The sequence below is a fragment of the Nocardia sp. NPDC058640 genome (assembly GCF_042716995.1).
Classification (GTDB): Bacteria; Actinomycetota; Actinomycetes; order Mycobacteriales; family Mycobacteriaceae; genus Nocardia.
On the sequence record NZ_JBHXRG010000021.1, the window covers coordinates 66,514 to 86,992 of the forward strand.

Here is a 20,479-nt window from a genome sequence, read left to right on the forward strand (position 1 = left end):
TCGGTCCCTTCCGCTATCGCTTACAGTGAGCCACCACCTCCGATCAGCCACGGGTTGAACGTGCAGGTCAGCTGCGGGTTCTGCACCGGGTCCAGCGCCCGCAGTGCGATCGACAGCGCACGCGGGGAGTACATCATCGTCAGGTGATCGGAGATGTCCTGCTCGCAGCCTTCCTGTAGCACGATGTTGTCGACCGTGGAGCCGGGGCCCTGATCCAGGAACGTCAGCTCGTAGGGGTTGGTGACCTCGTCGTACCGGGTACCGACAATGGTGTAGTCGATGCCGGGCACGGTGTCACCGTTGGCGTTGAGGTTCTTGACGAAATCCGAACCGACAGTCTGCTGGATACCCGCGTGCCCGACGAAGATCTCGACCGGACCCAGGACATCGATACCCAGGTTGTTGACCATGCGGCCCAGCGCGCCGATGCCGTCGAGGCTGGTGCCGTGATGCGTGGCACCGAAGGTGATCAGGTTCTTCACCTTGGCCGCGCCACCCACGAACTTCGTGTAGTGGTTGGCCATCGACCCGCCCTGCGAGTGCGCGATGATGTCGACCTCGTCAGCGCCGGTGGCCGCGAGAACCCGGTCCACGAACGCCGCGGTCTGCTTCGCCGAATCCTCGATGTAGCCGGTGCCCATGACACCGGGCAGGAACGACCCGAGGCCGCCGCCTTCCATCATGCCCGAACGGCCGTAGTTGAACGTGAACGTGCAGTAGCCGGCGTCCTTGATCGGCTGACCCATGTAGGCGTAACCGTTGTAGGCGTTCATCCAGGTGCCGTGCAACAGCACCACCGGGCGGGGGTGCGCGTCGGTGGGCTTGCAACCCCAGTCGTTGGTGCCGGGGGCACCCGCGTCGGGGTTGATCAGGCCGTAACCGAACGCGGGCAGGAACGCCGTGGACGCGGGCCCGATCGCGCCGGGATCCGACGAGTAGCCGCCCGAGGAACCCGAGCTGGAACCCGAGCCGCCCAGGCAGTCGCCGGAGCCGTTGCCCGAGCCCGCGCCGCTTCCGGAGGTACAGGCCGAACCCGTGCCGCCCAGCCCGCCGTCGGTGCCCCACGCGACATCGCGGCCCTGGTAGATGATCTCGGCCAGCGCCTGTTCGGTGGGTTCGGTGTGCGGGTCGGCCGCCGCCCCCGTCCCCGAGAGGGCGACAGCGATAATACTGGCGCCCATCAGTATTGCCGCACGCACTGAGCGCGCGCGGCCACGAGTTATGGTCATGCAGGGTCTGCCTTTCCGAAAGCGAAAAAGAATTCGGCTCTTCAGCCGCACCGAACATAAGCCGGGAATAGCGGCGCGGAAATCACTTTCGGGCAGGTGTGGAAACCTCACCAACGATGCGAACAAACCCCCATGGGCGCGCACAGGAAAACATTCGGCGAGATATCTTGCCTCACTGCTGTTTTCCTTCGACCGGCATGTCCGCCACGACCAGCGCGGAGCGCAGGTACCACAGGTCGGGGCATCGCTTGGCGTCCAGACCCGTCAGGTCCGCGATGCGCCGAATGCGGTAATCCACGGTATTGGTGTGCAGGTGCAGCATGCGTGCGGTTTTGCGTCGGTTCAGATCATTGGCGATATGGCAGCGCAGGGTTTCCAACAATTCGGGATGATCATGCAGCGGCGCGAGCAGGGTGCGCAGATATTCCCGGGCCGGGCCGGGGCGGCTGAGTTGATATTCGAGGGCGAAATCGCTGAATCGGTTCACCTCGCCCTGGCGGCCTATTCGCCGCACAATCTCGAGCAGTTCGTGCGCGCATTCCGCCGCGGCGGGGATGTCGTCGCGCGCCGCACGGACCACCGTCACCGTCAGTGGGCGGCCCGCGGCACGCGACAGCGCGGCGGTGACCTGGTCGACGTGCTCTTCGGGGCGGTCCGTGGTCGGGATCAACACGGTGCCGCCCTGTCCGGACAGCGCCGCGAGTGCGTCACCGTCGCAGCACCGATTCAGCTCGAGCCGCACCCGGTTGACCGCGCGCCGGGACCGCACCCGCTCGTCGAGCCCGTCGGTGCCGTCGGGCCGCGTTTCGTCGCCGATGTCAATCGCCAGCACCCAGTACTCGGCGGCGAGCGCGACTCCGCAATCGCGGGCCGCGCTGCGGGAGCGACTGCCCATGATCAACTGTTCGGCGAGCGTGTCTCTGGCGTGACCGTTGTGCCCGGACAGTTCCAGCGCACAGCGCAGGTACGCGCCCGCGATGGCCGCGGAGGCCTTGCCGAGCAGGTCCACGACCTCGAGCGGGCCGATATCGCCCGCGGGTTCGAGGATAATCCGCATACACCGGTGCACGGTGTCGAGAATGGTTTCCACGGAAATGCCGTCGCGCGCCCACTCCACCGCGCGGTGGTCGAACTGCCCGATCGCCGCATCCGCGGTCTGTTCGTCGACCAATTCCAGGCACAGGGCGGCTATCGACCGGATCACCTGGCGCCGCACCGTGCCGAGCCAGCGGTCGGCGGACCCGGCCAGCCGCACCACCCGATCTAGCTCGGACTCCCGCCCAACGCAGGCCGTTTCCGGCCTGGTCAGCAGGGCGATACCGGACTGTTGACTTTCGGACATTGGACGCTCCTCACGCGTTTCGCACCGCGTGTTCAGCGTGCCGCGAGCCCCGGTGTGCGGGCATCGGTAGAACTGCGTATCTCTGCTCGGACTCGCTCGCGATGTCGGACGAGTAGCGCTCGTCGCAGTACGTGTCAGCGGGAGGCCTCGTGGTTGCTGCCCTTGCCATCGGAAGCGGTCACCCCGGTCGCGGCGGTCTCCGCGAGTAGCGCGGAGGGAACGAGCACGATGGCGCGAACCCCGCCGAAGTCGGATTCGTTCAGCCGGACCGAGATGCCATGCGCGTCGGCCAGCCGCGCGACCACGAACAAACCCATCCGCGAGTCCCGCGCCAAGGCGGTGAGCCCGGATCCGGTCGGGGTGGCGAGCATGTCGTTGTAGCTGTCGAACTCCGCGGCGGTCAGCCCGATCCCCTGGTCGCTGACTTCGACCACCGTGCCCTTGCCCACGATCGCGCCGCTGATCTCCACTTTCGCGTCCGGCGGGGAGAACGCGGTCGCGTTGTCCACCAGTTCGGCGATCAGGTGGATCAGGTCGGCCACCACCGCGCCAATCACCGCGATGTCGGGCATTCGGGCGACGCGGACCCTGGTGTATTCGGTGGTCTCCCCCACCGCGCTGCGCACGACGTCGACCATCGGAATCGGTTGGCGCCATTGCCGTCCGGGCCTGCTGCCACCCAGAATCAGCAGGTTCTCGGCATTGCGCCGCTCCCGGGTGGCCAGATGGTCGAGGCGGAAGAAGACCTCGAGCAGGGCGGGGTCCTGTTGTGTGCGTTCGGCCTCGTCGAGGATCTCGAGCTGGCGGTGCGCCAGGACCTGGCTGCGGTGGGCGATGTTGACGAACACTGTTTCCACGCTGTCGCGCAGCCGCGCTTCGTCGACCGCGGCAGTGAGCGCGACCGCGGCGGCATGTTCGAAAGCCTGTGCCACCTCGCCTATTTCATCGCGTCCGAAGTCCAGCGTCGGCGCGGTGTCGTCGATCTCGGAATGTTGTGTCGCCAGGCGGATCGCGCTGGGCAGCTGTTCGTCGGCGATCACCAGGGTCGCGGCCCGCAATCGCCGCAGCCGCCGGATGATCCGGTCGGCCAGCACCACCGCGATCGACAACGCCACCACGCTGCCCAACAGCACAATGCCCCCGGTCACCAGACCCGACCGTTCCGCGCGGTGCGCGACCTGCTCGGCGCTGACGCGGGCGTATTCGTGCTGACCGGCATATGCGTCGAACAGACTACCGACAACATTGTCGGCGGTCTGCTGCCATTCCAGAATCGCCATCGGCATTTCGGCATCGACCGACGTCGTGCGCGCGGCGAAACGGTGATTGACCGCCGTTTCCATCGCCGACAGCCGTCGCCAGGAATCGCTGTTCACGAGATCGAGCAATAGGCGATTGTGCGGCGAACCGACTTCGGCCGCCAAATTCTTGATCTCGGCATGATAGAAACCGACCTGCGTGGTGAATTCCTCGAGCGGAAACGCCCGGCCCTGCGAACTGACCAGGGCAAGGGCAACGGCATTGCTGCGCGACATCGCCTCGGTGGCGCTCAACAACCGCAGCGCCTCGGACACTCTGGTGGCCAGAATCGAGTCCGGCGCGGCCTGCTGGGCCCGGCGGAACCCGTCACCGAACATCGCGTACGGCGCGTTGAAGAAGGTGTAGGCGTCGGCGACCGAGACCTTGCCGGTGTCGACCCCGACCCGCAACGCGGCAAGGGCCTGCCCGAATTTCGCCCGCTGGGCAGGCAGTTCGGCTGAGCGTTGGTGGCGGGTGGCGTCGGCTTCGACCAGCTGCTCGAAGGCCCGATCCACGCGTATCCGCGCCGCGGCCAGTCCGGAGATCGGCTCGCTGCCGGTCAGCTGCCGCAGCGACAGCAACCGCTCCGATTGGGTGGCCGCGAGCGCTTCGGTGGCGGCCGGTCGTATTCGTTCGAGATCATCGACCCAGTTCTGGACGCGGTAACTGTCACGGACCAGATTTCCCGCCGTCAGCATTCCGAGCACGAGCAGGGTGAGACTGGGGATGAGCGCGATCGCCAGAATGCGGGTGCGAACGCCGAGCCGAGCTGAGAGCATCGGCTCAACGTAGGTCCGCGCCGGGAATTCGATTCGCGAACGGAGGTTTGTTGTGGGGGAAACGCATGACCCCTCGCGATCCTTGATGATCCGACTCAAATAACGAACCACGCGGCATCGTAATCCGGCGCACGCTCTCTACCCTTCGCCCATGACAATTCAACGATCTCGCCGCGCGGTAGCTCTGGCCGCAGCCGCGGGCATCGCGGCCGCCACGGCGACCGCACTGACCACCGGAACCGCCGCGGCGGCACCCAATTGTGCTGATGTACACGTGGTTTCGGCGCGTGGCAGCAACGAACCCGGCGGGATGTGGAGCAAGTATCACCTCGGGGTCGTCGTGGGCAACCCGGTGTACGCCGCGATCAACGACGCGCTGCCCGGCACTGTCGACGCGTACCGAGTCGCGTACCCGGCGAACTTCGATCAGCCCGCCTCGGTGCAGAAAGGCAATACGGACCTGGTCGACCATGTGGTGAAGCAGGCCGCGGCCTGCCCGGACCAGCGTTTCGTGCTGGTCGGGTACTCGCAGGGGGCCAATGTGGTGGACAACGCGATCGGCATCAGCAGTGAAGGCGCCAAGGTGGGCGGCCCGATCGTGGCCACCCTGCCGCAGCAGGTCGAGTCCCGCATTGCCGTGATTCTGTTGTTCGGCAACCCGATTCGCGGCATCGGCAAGGAGATCACCGGCCCCTACGCCGAGCGCACCCTCGATATCTGCAACGACAACGACCCCGTCTGCGACCCCGACGGCAGCGATTGGAACGCCCACACCAGCTATGCCCGCCATGCCGGCGCCGCAGCGGATTTCGTCACTGCCGCGCTCTGATCTCGGCGCGACGCCACGCCTCGATCACGCGACCGATGTCGGTGGTCGGGGCTTCGTGGTGCAGCCATTCCCTGGCCAGGCGATGCCAGTTGTGGGTCGCCTCGATCCGGCCCAGCGCGGTCAGCGTGAAAAGGTCTGCGCGCCGGGAGAATACATGTTCCGGTGGCAGCAGCAGGTTTCGCACGCTGCGGTGTTCGGCGGCGCGCGGGTCCGCCGCGAGGACCACGGCGCTGGTGGCGAGTTCGGGGGTCACGGTGATCTTCTCGTCGAGCAGGTGCCAGCCCGCGACCGACCACACGTATTCGAGGCAATCGTGTGGGGTGACCACCGAACCGGGCTCGACGATGCCACGCTGCGCCCACAGTCGATACACCTCGTCGCCCCGGAACTGCTCGGCCGCGCACATCACCTGCCGCTCCAACTCGAGGTGTTCCCTTTCGATCGTGGTGTACAACCCGAAGTCGACGAAACCCACGCGCCCGTCCCGCGCGACCAACACATTGCCCGGATGCGGGTCGGCGCAATACTCGCCGTCGGCGTACATGCCGGTGACGTAGAACCGGTACACCAGTTCACCGACGTGATCGCGCAGCTGCGCGGGCAGTTCGCGAATGTCCTGGAACGGCCTGCCCTCGAAGAATTCGGTGACCAGCACATTGTCGGTGCAGAATTCGCCGATACTGTCGGGCACGGTGATGTAGGGATGGCCGCGATAACGGCCGGCCACGCGATGCTGATTGCGGGCCTCCTGCCGATAATCCAGCTCCGCGACGATATGTTGCGCGATTTCGTCGAGCACTTTCGTATCGCCCGCCGAGGGCAGAAACGCCTTCCACAGCCCGCTGAAGAATTGCATGTTGCGCATGTCCGCGTGCACGGCGCGGTCCACGCCGGGGTATTTCACCTTCACCGCCACCAGCCGACCGTCGTGCAATTGCGCGCGATACACCTGCCCGATCGATGCCGCCGCCACGGGTTCGGGGTCGATATCGGCGAATATCCGACCCAGATCGCCGAGGTCGCGCTGCGCCACCGCCATCATGTCCGTGAACGGCACCTCGGGTGCGCTGTCGAGCAGCGCGGCCAGTTTCGTGCGGAACATCTCCCGATAGTCTTCCGGGATCAGGTCCAGATCCAGTACCGACGCCATCTGGCCCAGCTTCATCGCCGCGCCTTTCATCCCGCCCAGCACCGTGACGATCTGCTGCGCGGCCTGCAGCGTGGATCGCGCGGCCATCACCTGCCGCGCCTGCTCGGTGCGCCCCACCATCGCCAGCCGGGTGCCGACCCCGCGCGCCGCCTGCCCGGCCGCCAACCGACCCAACTTGGCACCACGCGCCAGCCGCCCCGTCGGAATCTGCCTGTCTGCCATGGACCCTCCTGCGCCAGCGGTCGATACGTGAATTCTCACCACCGGACCGGAACGCCACAGCGCGCCCGACATCGATCTGTGTGTACTCACCACCACCCCTGTGCTCGGTCACATGCGGGCGCGGGGGTTCGCTGACAGCAGCGGTTACGCGGCGACTTCGGTGCGGGCTTGCAGGTCGGCCAGGACCAGGCGCAGCAGTTGTTCGGCGCGGATGCGCTGCCACGACAGCGTCGCGTGCGGGCTGAACCTGGCCTCTTCGAACAGGGCGACCAGCTCGTGCGCGCCGTCGTCGTGCAGCACTCCACTGTCGAACGCGCGCTGCAGCACCTCGTAGGGCGTGTCCGAAATCAGGGGCGCCGCAGCACGATCCGCGGCCAACCCCGCCTCCATCGCCACATAGCAGGCGATCACCGCGGTGCGCGGATCCTGGCCGGGCGCGTTCATCGCGGCCAATCCCATCTCCGCGGCTCTGGTCAGCGAATCGACGGTGTTGGCCACTGTCTCCTCGGCCGTTTCCGGCATCCCATCGGTGGACTCGCGCCGCGTCGCCACAGTGACGCCGACCAGTCCGAGCAGCGCGACGCCGATCAGCGCGACCGCCAACCCCACTGTCATCACCAAGGCGGTCCCGTTCAGCCCCGACGAATCGACCACGGAATCCACGATCTGCCCCTCGGCCGCGGCAGGCTCGAGCGGCGGCGCCCCTTCTTCCGCCGCTGTCACCGCGCGCGGGGTGCGGGTGGCACCGGGCAACACGAACAACATCGTGATCCCCACCGCGAACGTCAACGCGACCGCACTGAGCGCGACCGGAAGCAGCACCGCAAACCGCTTGAACGACAACCGAACCCGCAGATTCGTCTCCGAAGTCGGCATCGCCAGTGGCAACCGGTGCTGACTCACCAACACCCCGGCCAGCAGGATCACCACCGACACCAACAGCAACACCGGCATCAACGCGACCGCGATCGGCGAATTCACGCCAGAATTACCGGGATCAACAGTCCCAGGTAAACTTCCGTGCAGCGCGACAATGGTCGCGACAATCAAAACGACCGCCGCGACCAGACGCCCTATCGGCACCCATATCCTTGCCACTGCCCCACCGCCGAACCCTGAGAAAACACGCGAATCGCCACATCGTGACACCCGATGCGCTACACCTGCCCCCGCGTGCACAAGGTTTAGTCGAATTCCCTCAGTGGGCGCCTGTTCCTTGTTTCACACAACATTTCCTGTCGCTGGGCAATGAGTTCCGCTGCGGTATATCAGCCCTCGGCGAAGCGGGCGGCATTGGCGCGCGCCCACGCGGCGAAGGTGGTGGCCGGGCGCCCGGTGATGTCTTCCACGCTGGTGATCGGCAGCGATTCCGGAGGTGGCGCGAAGCCGAGCAGGACGTTGTCGACGTACCAGCCGGTGGTGTCGCCCATGGTCGGTGTCAGGGCAGCGATGGTCTCCTCCCGGCTGGACCGCACGAAGGGAATGTCGCGGTCGAGGGCATCGGCCAGCTGCGCGACAAGCTCAGCGCGAGTGAGGATTTCCGGTCCGCCGAGCGAGTAGGCGCGGCCCAGGTGACCGTCGGTCAGCAGTGCGGTGGCGGCCACCGCGGCGATGTCGCTCATCGCGATGGGCGCGCTCGCGGTCTCCGGGTGCGGTTCCCGGACCGACCCGGCCGCACGGATCTGCTGGGACCACGACAGCGTGTTCTCCATGAAGTCGGCCGGCCACAGATGCGTCCATTCGATCCCACTGCCCTCGACAGCGGTACACACACTGCCCCACCAACTTTCGGGCTCCCCCGACAGATCCACCACCTGCCGCACCCCCGCCGCACGCGCCACCTCGAGCACCTCGGAGACGTCGCCCTGCGAAGGCGCCAAATACATCCGATCCACCCCCTCGAACGCCGCCCCCAACCTCTCCGGCCGCCCCAGATGCCCCCGCACCACCTCCACCCCCGCGGGCAACGCCGCCTTCTCCGGATCGATGGTCAACGCGCGAACATCCCGCGCCCCGCCCGCAATCAACTGATCCACCACCATCCGACCGATATTCGCCGTTGCCCCAGTAACCAGAATCGTCATCGTTTCCCCTACGTCTCGGTTGTTTCGACCCCCCGATCGTGCCAACGAATCCGAATCGGCGCATATGGCAATTTTCGGCGCGCATAAGTGCCGCTTATGTGGTGATAGGCAGTGCACCCCTACCCGGGCGGGCCGATGCGGACCAGGATCGGGGCCACCCCGCGTCGCGGGCGAGAACCGAAGGAGCGCAACGTGACGTTTGTGATCGGTGCCGACTGCGTCGATGTCCTGGATCGTGCCTGCATCGAGGAATGCCCTCTCGACTGCATTTTCATCGGCGAGCGGATGGCCTACATCCAGCCCGACGTGTGCGTCGACTGCGCCGCGTGTGAACCGGTCTGCCCGGTGGAGGCGATTCACTACGAGGACGATATCCCTTCGGGGCAGGAACAATTCGTCGTCGAGAACGCCCGCTTCTTCAGCGAGCCCTTGCCGGGGCGCGCGGCTCCGCTGGGTCACCCGGGTGGCGCGACTGTCGTGGGCGCGGTGGGAGTCGACACGGACTATGTCCGGGAGTATCAGCGGTAAGTGTCCGCGCGGGTGTACCCGCCATGCCCGGCCGAGGCGCTGGGGCACGAGCACGGCAACCCGATACGGTTGGTCCGCAAGCCCCTGACAGATTGTCCGCGGCGGAAGGCAGCGATCATGGACGCGTCGAGCAAGCGCACGCCCAGCGGCTGGGAGGAGCTCGTTGCCGCTGATCCGGCGCATTCGAGCTGGTATGTGCAGCGATTTCGGGACCTGGCTGCCAAAGGTGAGGACATTGTCGGCGAGGCGCGGTTGATCGATGCGCTGCTGGGGCGTGGTGGTCGGGTGCTCGACGCCGGGTGTGGGCCGGGGCGCGTTGGTGGGTATCTGCACAGTGCCGGGCACGTGGTGACGGGTGTCGATGTGGACCCGGTGCTGATCGAGGCGGCGCGGGCGGACTATCCCGGCCCGACGTGGTTGGTCGGGGATCTGGCCGAACTCGATGTGCCCGGCGACTTCGACGCGATCGTGTGCGCGGGCAACGTGGTGACGTTCCTGGCGCCGTCCACCCGGTCCGCGGTACTGACCAATTTCGCCCGCCATCTCGCGCCGACCGGCCGAGCCGTCATCGGGTTCGGGGCGGACCGCGGTTACGAGTTCACGGAGTTCCTCGCCGACGCCGAATCCGCCGGTCTCACACCCGATCTGCTGCTGTCGACCTGGGATCTACGCCCCTTCACCGACGGCTCCGATTTTCTGGTGGCGGTGCTGTCCCGCACGCCCGAGGCATAACACGAAATGGTGCGCCGGCGGTCCTAACTCGGTCCCAGGTCGAGGCGGCGGATCACCCGGTCGACGACTTCGGGTGGCATACCGGGTTCGCGGCGAGCTTCCAATGCCACGGTGCGGCCGGCCTCGTTGACCTCGGCGCGGACTGCGCGCACGGTGTCGCGGCGTTCGCGTACTCGTTCCAGGGCCGCCGTGGCTTTGGCGTCGTCGGAGGCTGCTTCGGGGTCGGCTTTGGCGGTGAAGCGGCGCAGGTTGTCTTTGATGTTGTCGTAGAGGTCTTCGGGCAGGTCGTCGCGGACCGCGATGGCTTTGAGGGTGTCGAGTTCGGCGCGCACGACTCTGGTCCACAGGTCGCGTTCGTAGGCGCGTTCCTGCTGGGTGTCGGCGTGCACGCCGGTGACGCGGACCAGCCACGGCAGGGTCGGGCCCTGCACGAGCAGTGTGAACAGCACCAGCGCGAACGCGATGAACAGCACCTGTGACCGGGCGGGGAAGTCGGCGCCGGACTCGATGGTGAACGGGATCGCCAGCGCCAGCGCGACCGTGGCCACGCCGCGCATGCCCGCCCACCAGGTGACGACCACCTCCTGCCAGCTCAGGGGTGCGCGTTCGGCGTATTTCTTGGAGTACCGCAGCATCAGCCACCAGGTCGCCAGCAACCAGACCAGCCGTACCAGCACCACCACCGCGACCACCACGACCGTGACCCCCGCCAGCTGCCGCCAGTCGCTGCCCGCGGTTTCGAGCACCACCTGCAGTTCGAGGCCGATCAGGGCGAAAGCGAACCCGGTGATCAGCATTTCGATGATGTCCCAGAAATAGTCCGCGACCAGCCGGTAGCTGCGGTCCACGGTCTTGGTGAGCGCGTCGGTGAGGTACAGCGCGCACACCAGCACCGCGAGCACGCCCGACCCTTCCCAGTGCTCGGCCGTGGCGTAGGCCATGAACGGCAGCAGCAGGCTGAGCGAGATTTCGCAGGTGACGGTGCTGAGCCAGCTGGTCAGTTTCGCGCCGAACCAGCCGAAGACCAGCCCCGCGAGCCCACCCACGACCGCGGCGATCAGGAAGTCGCGCAGGGCGTGCCATGGCGAGAACAGCCCGGTGACCACCGCTTGCACACTCACCGAGTAGATGACGATCGCGGTCACGTCGTTGAACAGACCCTCTCCGCCCAGCGGCACGATCAACCGGCGCGGCAACCCGAGCTTGCCCGCCATCGCCATGGCCGCCACGGGATCGGGCGGCGCCACCAACGCACCGAGCACCACCGCGACCGCGATCGGGGTCGCCGGGTTCCAGGCGTGGAAGACCGTGGCCACCGCAGCCGCGGTCACCAACACCAGCCCGAACGCCCGCAGCGTGATGACCTGCCAGTTCTCGGCGAACTGACGCCAGGAGGTGCGTCTGGCCGCGGCGTACAGCAGCGGCGGCAACACCAGCGGCAGGATCACGTCCGGTGGAATCTCGAGCTGGGGAACAGCGGGGATCAGCGCGAGCACGCAGCCGAACACGGTCATCAGGATCGACGACGCGACCCCGATCCGGTCGGACACCGACTCCGCGATGATCGCCACCAGCAATATCGCCAGCACTAGCACCAACTGATCCATAGCGAATCAGTCTCACCGACTCCGGGCCGAGCACGCGGCCGACGCGCCAGCGCCCGAAGACCGTTAGCGTGTCTACATGGTTGAGAGTGTGCACGAAATCTGTGATCGGTACGTCGACGAGGCCGCGGCCGCCGATCCGGTGTTGGCGACCATGTTCGGCCTGCCCGGGCACGACGACGCGCTGACAGACTATTCGCCCGCGGGACATGCTGTTCGAGCCGAGCTGGCACGAAAGGCATTGCGCGCCATCCAGTCCGCCGAACCCACCGATGACAGCGAACGCGTGGCCAAAGCCGTGTTCATCGAACGAATCGGGCTCGAAGTGGAAATCCACGACGCCGGACTGCCGCTGACCTCGCTCAATGTGATCGAGAGTCCGGTGCAGAACATTCGGATGGTGTTCGACGTGATGCCCACCGACACCGCCGCGGACTGGACGGTGATCGCGCGGCGACTCGCGGGAGTGCCCGAGGCGCTGGCCGGCGTGCGGGCCTCGCTGCTGGTCGGGGTGCGGCGCGGACAGATCTGCGCGCTGCGGCAGGTCGTGAAGGTGGCCGAACAGGCCGATACGTGGGCGGGTTCGGCCGGAAAGGAAGGGTTCTTCAGCACCTTCGTGGCCGCCGCGGAAGAACTAGACGGTGCTCCGCTGACCGACCTGCGACAGGGCGCCCTGGCAGCGGAACGGGCTTACGCCGAGCTGGCCGACTTCCTGCGTTCGGAGCTGGTGCCGATCGCGCCGGTCACCGACGCCGTCGGCGAGCAGACCTACCGCCTGTGGTCGCGCTACTTCACCGGCGCCGACCTGGACCTGCAGGAGGCCTATGCGTGGGGTTGGGCGGAGTTCGCGCGGCTCGAAGCCGAGATGGCGGCGATCGCGGACCGCATCGCACCGGGGGCGTCACTGTCGGAAACTGCCACCCTGCTCGACGCCGACCCGAAGTACACCCTGACAGGACAGGACGAGCTCCGGGACTGGATGCAGCAGACGTCCGACCAGGCGCTGGAGTCGTTGCGCGACAAGCACTTCGAGATCCCCGACGAACTCATGACTCTGGAGTGCACCATCGCACCGCCGGGCGGCGTGGTCGGCGCGTACTACATCGGCCCGAGCGCGGATTTCAGCCGTCCCGGCCGCATGACCTGGTCCGTGGAGCAGGGCAAACAGGATTTCCAGACCTGGCGCGAGGCCAGCACGGTCTACCACGAGGGCGTGCCCGGCCATCACCTGCAGATCGCGACCGCGGTGCGCGAGGCGGATTCGCTGAACAAGTACCAGCGGATGATGTCGTTCACCTCCGGGCACGGCGAGGGTTGGGCGCTGTACGCGGAGCGTCTCATGCAGGAACTGGGCTATCTCACCGAGGACGGCGACCTGTTCGGGATGTTGGCCCAGCAGCTGTTCCGTGCCGCGCGCGTGATCGTGGACATCGGGATGCATCTCGAGTGGGAGATCCCCGCGGGCAACGACTTTCACGCGGGAGAGCGGTGGACTCCCGATCTCGGTCTGGAATTCCTCCTGACCCGAACACTGGTCGACGAAACCACCGCCCGCGACGAAATCGACCGCTACCTGGGCTGGCCGGGTCAGGCGCCTGCCTACAAACTCGGCGAACGCATGTGGCTCACGGCCCGCGAGGAGGCCCGCGAACGCGCGGGCGCGGCATTCGACGTGAAGGACTTCCACACCCGCGCCTTGCGACTGGGCGGCATGGGCTTGGACACCCTGCGCGAGCAACTCGCCGCCCCGCACCCCCGCTTGTGAGTCCACACAATCGGGCTCTCGAGGTCTCGTGAGCCCACCAGGCGATGTGATGGGAGGGGCAACTACGACTCCGATTGTGGCTATGTTGCGATTCACACAGGACGCACCTGAGCCCCCCTCGCTGCCTGCACAACGGAGTGAACTCGATGACTTTCTCAGCTATCGACCGGGTCCCGCACCCGATCACCACCGCGGACGGCCGATCCGTGTCGAGCTTTCTCGGCAATGCCGACGAGCTGGTGTCGCACCTGGTCACCTACTTCGCCGAGAACGTCATGCCGTGCCAGGCGCTGCCCAGCGAGGCGATGCGCGGCGACATCACCGAGTTCACCCGCCGCTGTTTGATGCTGGCGATGGAAATGCTCGACAAACGCACCACCCCGTCCGAGCAGCAGTTGGTGGCGTTGCGGGCCGCGTCGGCGCAGCACGCGCGCGAAGGTGTGCCCGTCGGGACGCTGTTGCGCGCGTACGCCGAGGGGTTCCGGATCGGGTTCGAACTCGTCGTCGGCCAGGTGACCGCCGATGATCTGGCCGAGGTCGTGGCGGGCACCCGGCTGCTGCTGCGCACGCTCGAGGTGATCAACGCGACGGTGACCAGTGCTTACCTCGACGAGCAGCGCCAGGTCGCCAAGGAACATCAAACCGGCGCGCAGACGATGGTGTCGGCATTGCTGAGCGGGCACGGGGTCGGCGCGCTGACCCGGCAGACCGGGATCAGGGTGGCGCAGTCGTATCAGGTTGTGGCACTGATGATTCCGGAACTTCCCGAGGAGCTCGATCCCCGTGTCGATGCCCAGGTGGTCGCGCGTCGCAAGCTGCGGCGGGTGCAGGCGGCGCTGGCCGACGCGTTCGCCTCGCGGTCGCTGGCACTGCTGAGCACCAACGGCGGCACCCTGCTGATTCCCAGCGACGAACCGGACATGCCGCAGCTGACCGATGCGGTGCTGGGCACGATCAGCGCGACCTCGGGTGTGCGGCTCACCGCGACCCTGGTGCCCGCCTCGACCGAGCGGATCCCCACGGCCACCGAGGAGGCACACGAACTGCTCGATCTGGTGCGTGGCATCGCGAAACCGCCGGGGCTGTACCAACTCTCGGATGTGGCGATCGAATACCAGCTGACCCGGCCCGGCCCGGCGCGCAAACACCTCGCCGGTGTCATCGCCCCGCTGGGCGACCACCCCGAGCTGTTGGAAACACTGCGCACCTACATGGCCACGGGCCTGAACCGCAAAGCCACCGGCAGCCGACTTCACGTGCACCCCAACACCATCGACTACCGGTTGCGGCGGGTCAGCGGTCTGACCGACCTCGATCTGACCACCGCGGAAGGCATTCTGCGGGCCCGCATCGCCTTGCTGGCTGACGATCTGGTGCACACCAGGGGCGCCGCGTAGCTTTCCCGCGACGCCGCCCATGTCAGGCGACCAGTGCGCGCGCGGCGGCGACGCCGGATCGGTAGCAGGCTTCCAGTTGCGCGCCGAGCAGGTAGTCGCCCGCGAGTTGCAGTCCCGCAACGGATTCGGTCTGGTCACGCACCACCGTGCGGAACCCGGCGTGGTCAGGGAGGTAAGCGCAGTGTGCTGCGGCCCAGCTGCGTGTCTCGGTGCGCACCCGAGCCACCGGCGGTCCGCCGAGGTGATTGCGCACTTTCGTTTCGGCCTCGTCGATCCACCGCGCCAGCTGCTGCGCGTCGGGCAGTGGCCGAGCCTCGCGCCCGCTGAAGGTGTAGCGGACGATGTCCAGGTCGTTGATGCCGTAGACGCCGGCGGCACTGCACGGGCCGGAATCGAACGCGATCGACCGAACGGTGCTGCCGAAGAACGGCTTCTCGTACTGCACCACCGCCACGGTGGACGGGTAGTAGGCCACCTCGCTCAGCGCCTTGCTCAGTGCGGGGATCACCGGTTCCAGCAGGGTCGCGGCCGCGTAGGCCGGGATCGCGACGACCACGCCGTCGTACTCGGAAAACGTTGTGGGCCCGCCGTTTTCCGACGCGTCCAGCCCTGCTACCCGGCCGTCTCGCACCACGAGGCGATCCACGCGGGTGTTGAGCCGCACCGGTACCTGCCCGGCGAACCAGTCCAGCACCGGTTGCATCCCGTCGACGAGTTGGTCGTACCGGTCCTGCACCATGCCCAGGCTCACCCCGAACGCGCCGAGATACACCTCATCGGGCTCGGCAGCATTCAGCCGAACTGTTAACGGCCGCAGGACATTACGCCCAAAGTCAGCGCCGAAGTGCGCGCCGAGTGCCACGTCGTCGTTGCCCCCAGCACCGAAGTAGTCCGAGCCGAGGAAGCGGTGGCGTTCGTCGAACCGCACGCGCGCACCGTAATACAGCATCCGGGCCGCGTCGACCGGCGAGCCCATCCGCAGCAGGTGGCGGACGAAGCCCGCGACGCCGGGGTTGTCCAGGGTCACCAGTTGCTCGTTGATCAGTTGCGAGCTGTTGATCCCGAACTCCTCGAACGCGCGATGTCCCGAGGCGGCGATGAACTCGCGCAACTGCTCGTAGTGGCGCCCGATGTTCTTGCCGCCCATCATGATCGGCCTGCCGCCGAGGGTGTCGAACCCGCAGCGACCACCGAGCACCGAGTCCTGCTCGAACAGTTCCACGGTGTGGCCGGCCCGGTGCAGGGCGAACGCGGCGCCGATGCCGGACAGGCCACCACCGATCACCGCGAACCGCGCGCCTGACGGTGGGGTGCTCATGCGTTCTCCTCTGCTTCCCGCGACACGGGATAGTGCGCCAGCTCGACGTGCGCGAGGGCGATGCGGTTGCCGTACTGGTGCAGGGCGACTTCGACGGTGATCTCGTCGAGGTCGAGGTCGCCCACAGCGGCTGTGGTGCAGGTGATCTCGGCGTCGAACTCGGCGAAGTCGGTGAACTGCGCCTCGACGTCTATCACCGCGGCGACCGGGGATTCGAGCAACCCGGCGTCGGTGGCAGCCACGACCGCCGCCTGCCGGAACACCTCGAGCAGCAGCGGGCCGGGAACGTGGTCGTACTGGTGGTCGAAGAAGCTCGGATGCGCCCGGTCGACCACCACGACCATCTCCTGCGCGGTGTTGCGGGCGAGCACGACGTTACGGGGATCGCGACGTCCGACCAGTTCAGGAGGTAGTCGCCGTGCAGGCCGGGCGGCGACCGGGGCGAGGCCGGCGCGCTTGCCCTGCTGCAGGGCACGGAACTCGTCGTATGCCTCGCGCGGGAACGTGATCCCGCTGCCGCGCACGGTCATTGCCAGCGCGCCGCGCACGGTGAGCGTGGCATCGAAGGACACGTCGTGGTAGTAACCGCGCCCGGTGCCCGCAGCCCCCGGACGCAGGCGCACGATCCCCTCGAAGGGGTCTCGTTCGCTGTCGCGGAACACGCTCAGGTCCTCCACCGCGAACGACATCCGCTGCAGGCTCGCCGGCGCGTCGGCGGGAACACCGAGGTGGCGTTGACCGACCACCAGCAGGGCTTGGCGCACGGCCTCGAGCGCGGAGAACGGGTCGTGGTAGCCGACCAGCCGATCGAACCACAGCGAGTGCGCCCGCGGAACCTGCACTGCGACTACGAATTCCGAGCTGCCCACGATCGCGGTGTCGGCGACGTAGACCTCGGCCAGGCCGCGCCGATGGGCCAGCGCGGCCGGTACCAGTTGGTCGAAGGTGAGGGTGCCGCGCACCGCCGACAGGCCGGTCATGCGAGCACCGCCTCATGGGTCGACGCGTCGCTCCAGATACGGGTGGCGAGTACGGCACCCAGCGCGCGGGGCGTGGGGTGGGTGAACAGGTCTTCCAGCGAAAGGTGGGTTCCCGCGGCGACATTGATTCTGCTGCGCAGTTCCAGCGCGGACAGGGAGGTCAGGCCGATCGCGAGAACTGTTGCGTCGAGGTCGATCTCGTCCTCGGGTAGGTCGATGAGAATTTCCCGGATCTGGGCCACGACCAGGCGCACGGCGACTTCGGCGCGTTGGTCCTGTGGGACCGCCTGGAAGTCGGGGCGCACGGTCCGCAGCTCCCTGACCATCCCGTGGCGTTGGTTGCCGGATCCGTCACCGGCGAGTTCGGCGCCGGCCGCGCCGATCATGCTCTCCAACACGGCACTGTCGGTGTGGACCCAGTAGCGGCGGTGTTGGAACGGATAGGTGGGCAGGTCCACGGTCCTGGTCGTCTCGTCGGAGCACAGCGCCGACCAGTCGACCTCGGCACCGGCAACCCATGCTCCCGCAACGGCTTTCACCGCCGATGTCGCTTCGTCGGCGCCCGGCCGCAAAACCGGGATGGCGGTGCTGCCGGTGTCGGCGAGCGTTTCGTAGACCAGGCCGGACAGCGTGTCGCCCGCGCCGAGTTCGAGGTAGGTGGCAACGCCTGCTTCGTGCAATCGCAGCACACTGTCGTGGAACAGCACCGGTTCGCGGGCTTGGCGCACCCAGTGTTCGATCGAAGTCAGCTGCCCCGGTGCCGGTTCCGTGCCCGTCACGGTGGAGATCATGCGGATCCTCGGTTCCTCGAGCCGCACGGACGCCACGACCGCGCGGAACTCGTCGGCGATCGCGTCCACGTGTGGGGAGTGGAAGCCACGGTCGACGCCGAGCCGCGCGACTCGGCGGCCGCGGTCGCGCCAATGCCGTGCGAGTTCGCCGACGGCGGCGGTATCGCCGGCGATCACGGTGGCGTTCGGCCCGTTGGCCGCGGCGACCGATACCTGCGCCTCGTGCCCGGCGAGCGAGGCGGTGACGTCGGCGAGCGAGGCCCGCACCGAGATCATCGCCCCCGCCGCCATGCGCTGCATCAACCGACCGCGCGCGGCCACCACGGTGACCGCGTCTTCGAGGGACAACACACCCGCCACGTGCGCGGCGGAGAGTTCGCCGACCGAGTGGCCGACGACGAAATCCGGTGTCGTTCCCCAAGATTCGAGCAGGCGGAACAGCGCGACTTGCAGTGCGAAAACAGCGGGCTGGGTGTAGTCGGTGCGTGCGAGCAGCTCCCCGTCGTCGAACATCACTGCGCGCAGCGGGTTTTCGAGGTGGGCGTCGAACGCGGCGCAGAGCTTGTCGATGGCCTCGGCGAACACCGGGTACGTGTCGTACAGCCCGCTGCCGATGCCCGCGAGTTGTCCGCCCTGACCGGGGAACATCATCGCCAGTTTGCCGCCGGCGCCTCGGCGTGACAGGACGACCGAGGCGGCGGTGTGCTCTTCGGCGACGGCATCGAGCCCGTCCAGGAACTCCTTGCGCGTGTTCGCCACCACCACGGCACGGTGGTCGAAACGTGTTCGCGTGGTTGCCAGGGAGTGGGCGATGTCGGTGAGGTCATGCGCCGAATCCATCACAGCCGCGCGCAAACGATCCGCCTGGTCACACAGTGCGGCTGCGTTGCGCGCCGACAACAGCCATGGAAGGGGTGGGTGCGTCGTCTCCTGTTGGAGCAGCGGCTGTCGAGTCAGCGCGGGCACCTGCGCGGCCATCGGCCTCGGCGTAGACGTATGCCTCGGTGTCGACCGCTCGTCGGCCGAATCGTGCTCGGGCTCTGTAGGTTCCGGCGCTTGTTCGACGATCAAGTGAGCATTGGTGCCGCTGATGCCGAACGAGGACACCCCCGCTCGGCGCTCGTGCCCGGTCGTGGGCCACGACTGTGGCCGCAAGGCGAGCTGGATACGATTTCCCGACCAGTCCGCGTGCGAGGTCGGGGCGTCCACGTGCAGGGTGGGCGGAACCATCTCGTGGCGAATCGCCTGCACCATCTTGATCAGCCCGGCGATCCCCGCGGCCGACTGTGTATGTCCCATATTGGATTTCACCGAACCGAGCAGCAACGGCGGCCCGCCCTCGCGCTGCCCGTAGGTGGCGAGCAGGGCCTGCGCTTCCACCGGATCGCCCAGCACGGTGCCGGTGCCGTGCCCCTCCACCACATCGACATCGGCCGCCCGCAGCCCGGCATTGGCCAGCGCCGACCCGATCACCCGCTGCTGCGCCGGTCCGCGCGGCGCGGTGAGCCCGTTGGACGCACCGTCGCTGTTGACCGCGGACCCGCGCAGCACCGCGAGCACCCGGTGTCCATTGCGCTGGGCGTCCGAAAGCCGTTCCAACAGAACGAATCCGACCCCTTCACCCCACGCGGTCCCGTCCGCGCCCGCCGCATACGACTTGCACCGCCCGTTGGGCGCCAGCGCACGTTGACGCGAGAACAGCGCGAACGGCATCGGCGTGGACATCACCGTGACACCCCCGGCCAGTGCCATCCCGCACTCCCGCAGCCGCAGCGACTGCATCGCCTGATGCACGGCCACCAGCGACGACGAGCAGGCAGTGTCGACGGTGACCGCCGGACCCTCGAGCCCGAGCAGATACGCGACCCGACCCGCCGCCATCGAGGCGTGATTGCCGGTGAAGTAGTACGTCTCCGCACCGTCCCAGGCCTGCGTGGCGCCGAACCCGTAACCCTGATCGCTGAACCCGACGAACACACCGGTGTCGCTGCCGCGCAACGTCATCGGGTCCACCCGCGCCTGCTCGACCGATTCCCAAGCGAGCTCGAGCAACAGCCGCTGCTGCGGGTCCATCGCCTCGGCTTCGCGCGGGCTGATCCCGAAGAACCCGGCATCGAACTCACCGGCACCGTCGAGGAAACCACCTTCGCGCACATAGGATTTCGCGAATTTGTCCGGGTCGGGATCGTAGAACCCGTCGACGTCCCAGCCGCGATCGGCCGGGAACTCGGTGATCAGGTCACGCCCCTGGATCAGCGCCTCCCACAGGTGTTCCGGTGAGGTGATCCCGCCGGGGAACCGGCACGACATGCCCACGACCGCGATCGGTTCCCGTGCGCGTGCCTGCTCGTCACCGAGCTGCTGCCGGGTTTCCTGCAGCTGCCGGGTGGCGCGTTTGAGATAGGCGCGCAATTCCGTTTCAGTGGCCAT

15 protein-coding genes are annotated in these 20,479 nt (G+C 67.4%); 5 read left to right on the forward strand and 10 right to left on the reverse strand.

Going from position 1 to position 20,479, the window contains the following annotated elements:
• Positions 1–20 precede the first annotated feature (20 nt).
• The 3 genes from ACFWU5_RS21005 to ACFWU5_RS21015 form a co-directional block, all read right to left on the reverse strand.
• The gene (locus tag ACFWU5_RS21005; protein ID WP_379268340.1) at positions 21–1,181 is read right to left on the reverse strand and encodes an esterase/lipase family protein; all 1,161 of its coding nucleotides are present in this window, start codon (positions 1,179–1,181) and stop codon (positions 21–23) included.
• Between the two features lie 220 nt (positions 1,182–1,401).
• Positions 1,402–2,571: a PucR family transcriptional regulator gene (locus ACFWU5_RS21010; RefSeq protein ID WP_379268341.1), complete on the reverse strand. Its 1,170-nt coding sequence runs from the start codon at positions 2,569–2,571 to the stop codon at positions 1,402–1,404.
• 134 nt (positions 2,572–2,705) lie between these two features.
• The gene (locus tag ACFWU5_RS21015; RefSeq protein WP_379268342.1) at positions 2,706–4,649 is read right to left on the reverse strand and encodes a nitrate- and nitrite sensing domain-containing protein; all 1,944 of its coding nucleotides are present in this window, start codon (positions 4,647–4,649) and stop codon (positions 2,706–2,708) included.
• 151 nt (positions 4,650–4,800) lie between these two features.
• Between ACFWU5_RS21015 and ACFWU5_RS21020 the strand changes: the two genes are divergently transcribed.
• Positions 4,801–5,478 (forward strand): cutinase family protein, encoded by a 678-nt coding sequence (locus ACFWU5_RS21020; protein ID WP_379268343.1) that lies wholly within the window; start codon positions 4,801–4,803, stop codon positions 5,476–5,478.
• Here the strand turns inward: ACFWU5_RS21020 and ACFWU5_RS21025 are convergent.
• The 3 genes from ACFWU5_RS21025 to ACFWU5_RS21035 form a co-directional block, all read right to left on the reverse strand.
• Positions 5,462–6,850 (reverse strand): ABC1 kinase family protein, encoded by a 1,389-nt coding sequence (locus tag ACFWU5_RS21025; protein WP_379268344.1) that lies wholly within the window; start codon positions 6,848–6,850, stop codon positions 5,462–5,464. The two genes, ACFWU5_RS21020 and ACFWU5_RS21025, sit on opposite strands and share 17 nt — an antisense overlap.
• 144 nt (positions 6,851–6,994) lie before the next feature.
• Complete coding sequence (locus ACFWU5_RS21030; RefSeq protein ID WP_379268345.1) at positions 6,995–7,831, reverse strand: DUF4129 domain-containing protein; 837 nt, start codon at positions 7,829–7,831, stop codon at positions 6,995–6,997.
• A gap of 287 nt (positions 7,832–8,118) precedes the next feature.
• Complete coding sequence (locus ACFWU5_RS21035) at positions 8,119–8,934, reverse strand: NAD(P)H-binding protein (RefSeq protein WP_379268346.1); 816 nt, start codon at positions 8,932–8,934, stop codon at positions 8,119–8,121.
• 192 nt (positions 8,935–9,126) lie between these two features.
• On the opposite strand from ACFWU5_RS21035, the gene fdxA reads away from it, so the two are divergent.
• Positions 9,127–9,462 (forward strand): ferredoxin, encoded by a 336-nt coding sequence (fdxA, locus tag ACFWU5_RS21040; protein WP_379268347.1) that lies wholly within the window; start codon positions 9,127–9,129, stop codon positions 9,460–9,462.
• Positions 9,463–9,579: 117 nt separating this feature from the next.
• Positions 9,580–10,194, forward strand: coding sequence for a class I SAM-dependent methyltransferase (locus tag ACFWU5_RS21045; protein WP_379268348.1), 615 nt, complete (start codon positions 9,580–9,582; stop codon positions 10,192–10,194).
• Positions 10,195–10,217: 23 nt separating this feature from the next.
• Here ACFWU5_RS21045 and ACFWU5_RS21050 read toward each other — a convergent pair whose 3' ends face one another.
• Positions 10,218–11,801 (reverse strand): Na+/H+ antiporter, encoded by a 1,584-nt coding sequence (locus tag ACFWU5_RS21050; protein WP_379268349.1) that lies wholly within the window; start codon positions 11,799–11,801, stop codon positions 10,218–10,220.
• A gap of 76 nt (positions 11,802–11,877) precedes the next feature.
• Between ACFWU5_RS21050 and ACFWU5_RS21055 the strand changes: the two genes are divergently transcribed.
• Together ACFWU5_RS21055 and ACFWU5_RS21060 are read left to right on the forward strand one after the other, a co-directional pair.
• A complete protein-coding gene (locus tag ACFWU5_RS21055; RefSeq protein WP_379268350.1) occupies positions 11,878–13,563 on the forward strand; it encodes a DUF885 domain-containing protein in 1,686 nt (561 codons plus the stop codon).
• A 146-nt stretch (positions 13,564–13,709) separates the two neighbouring features.
• Positions 13,710–14,960 carry a PucR family transcriptional regulator gene (locus ACFWU5_RS21060; RefSeq protein ID WP_379268351.1) on the forward strand — a complete coding sequence of 417 codons (1,251 nt, stop codon included), beginning with the start codon at positions 13,710–13,712 and terminating at the stop codon, positions 14,958–14,960.
• 22 nt (positions 14,961–14,982) lie between these two features.
• Here ACFWU5_RS21060 and ACFWU5_RS21065 read toward each other — a convergent pair whose 3' ends face one another.
• The 3 genes from ACFWU5_RS21065 to ACFWU5_RS21075 are packed head-to-tail and all read right to left on the reverse strand — an operon-like array spanning position 14,983 to position 20,479.
• Positions 14,983–16,278: an FAD-dependent oxidoreductase gene (locus tag ACFWU5_RS21065; protein ID WP_379268352.1), complete on the reverse strand. Its 1,296-nt coding sequence runs from the start codon at positions 16,276–16,278 to the stop codon at positions 14,983–14,985.
• Positions 16,275–17,258, reverse strand: coding sequence for an AfsA-related hotdog domain-containing protein (locus ACFWU5_RS21070; RefSeq protein ID WP_379268353.1), 984 nt, complete (start codon positions 17,256–17,258; stop codon positions 16,275–16,277). Before ACFWU5_RS21070 ends, ACFWU5_RS21065 begins: the two co-directional genes overlap by 4 nt.
• Entirely contained in the window at positions 17,255–20,479 is a 3,225-nt protein-coding gene (locus ACFWU5_RS21075; protein WP_379268354.1) for a type I polyketide synthase, read from the reverse strand. The genes ACFWU5_RS21070 and ACFWU5_RS21075 overlap by 4 nt, the downstream gene beginning before the upstream one ends.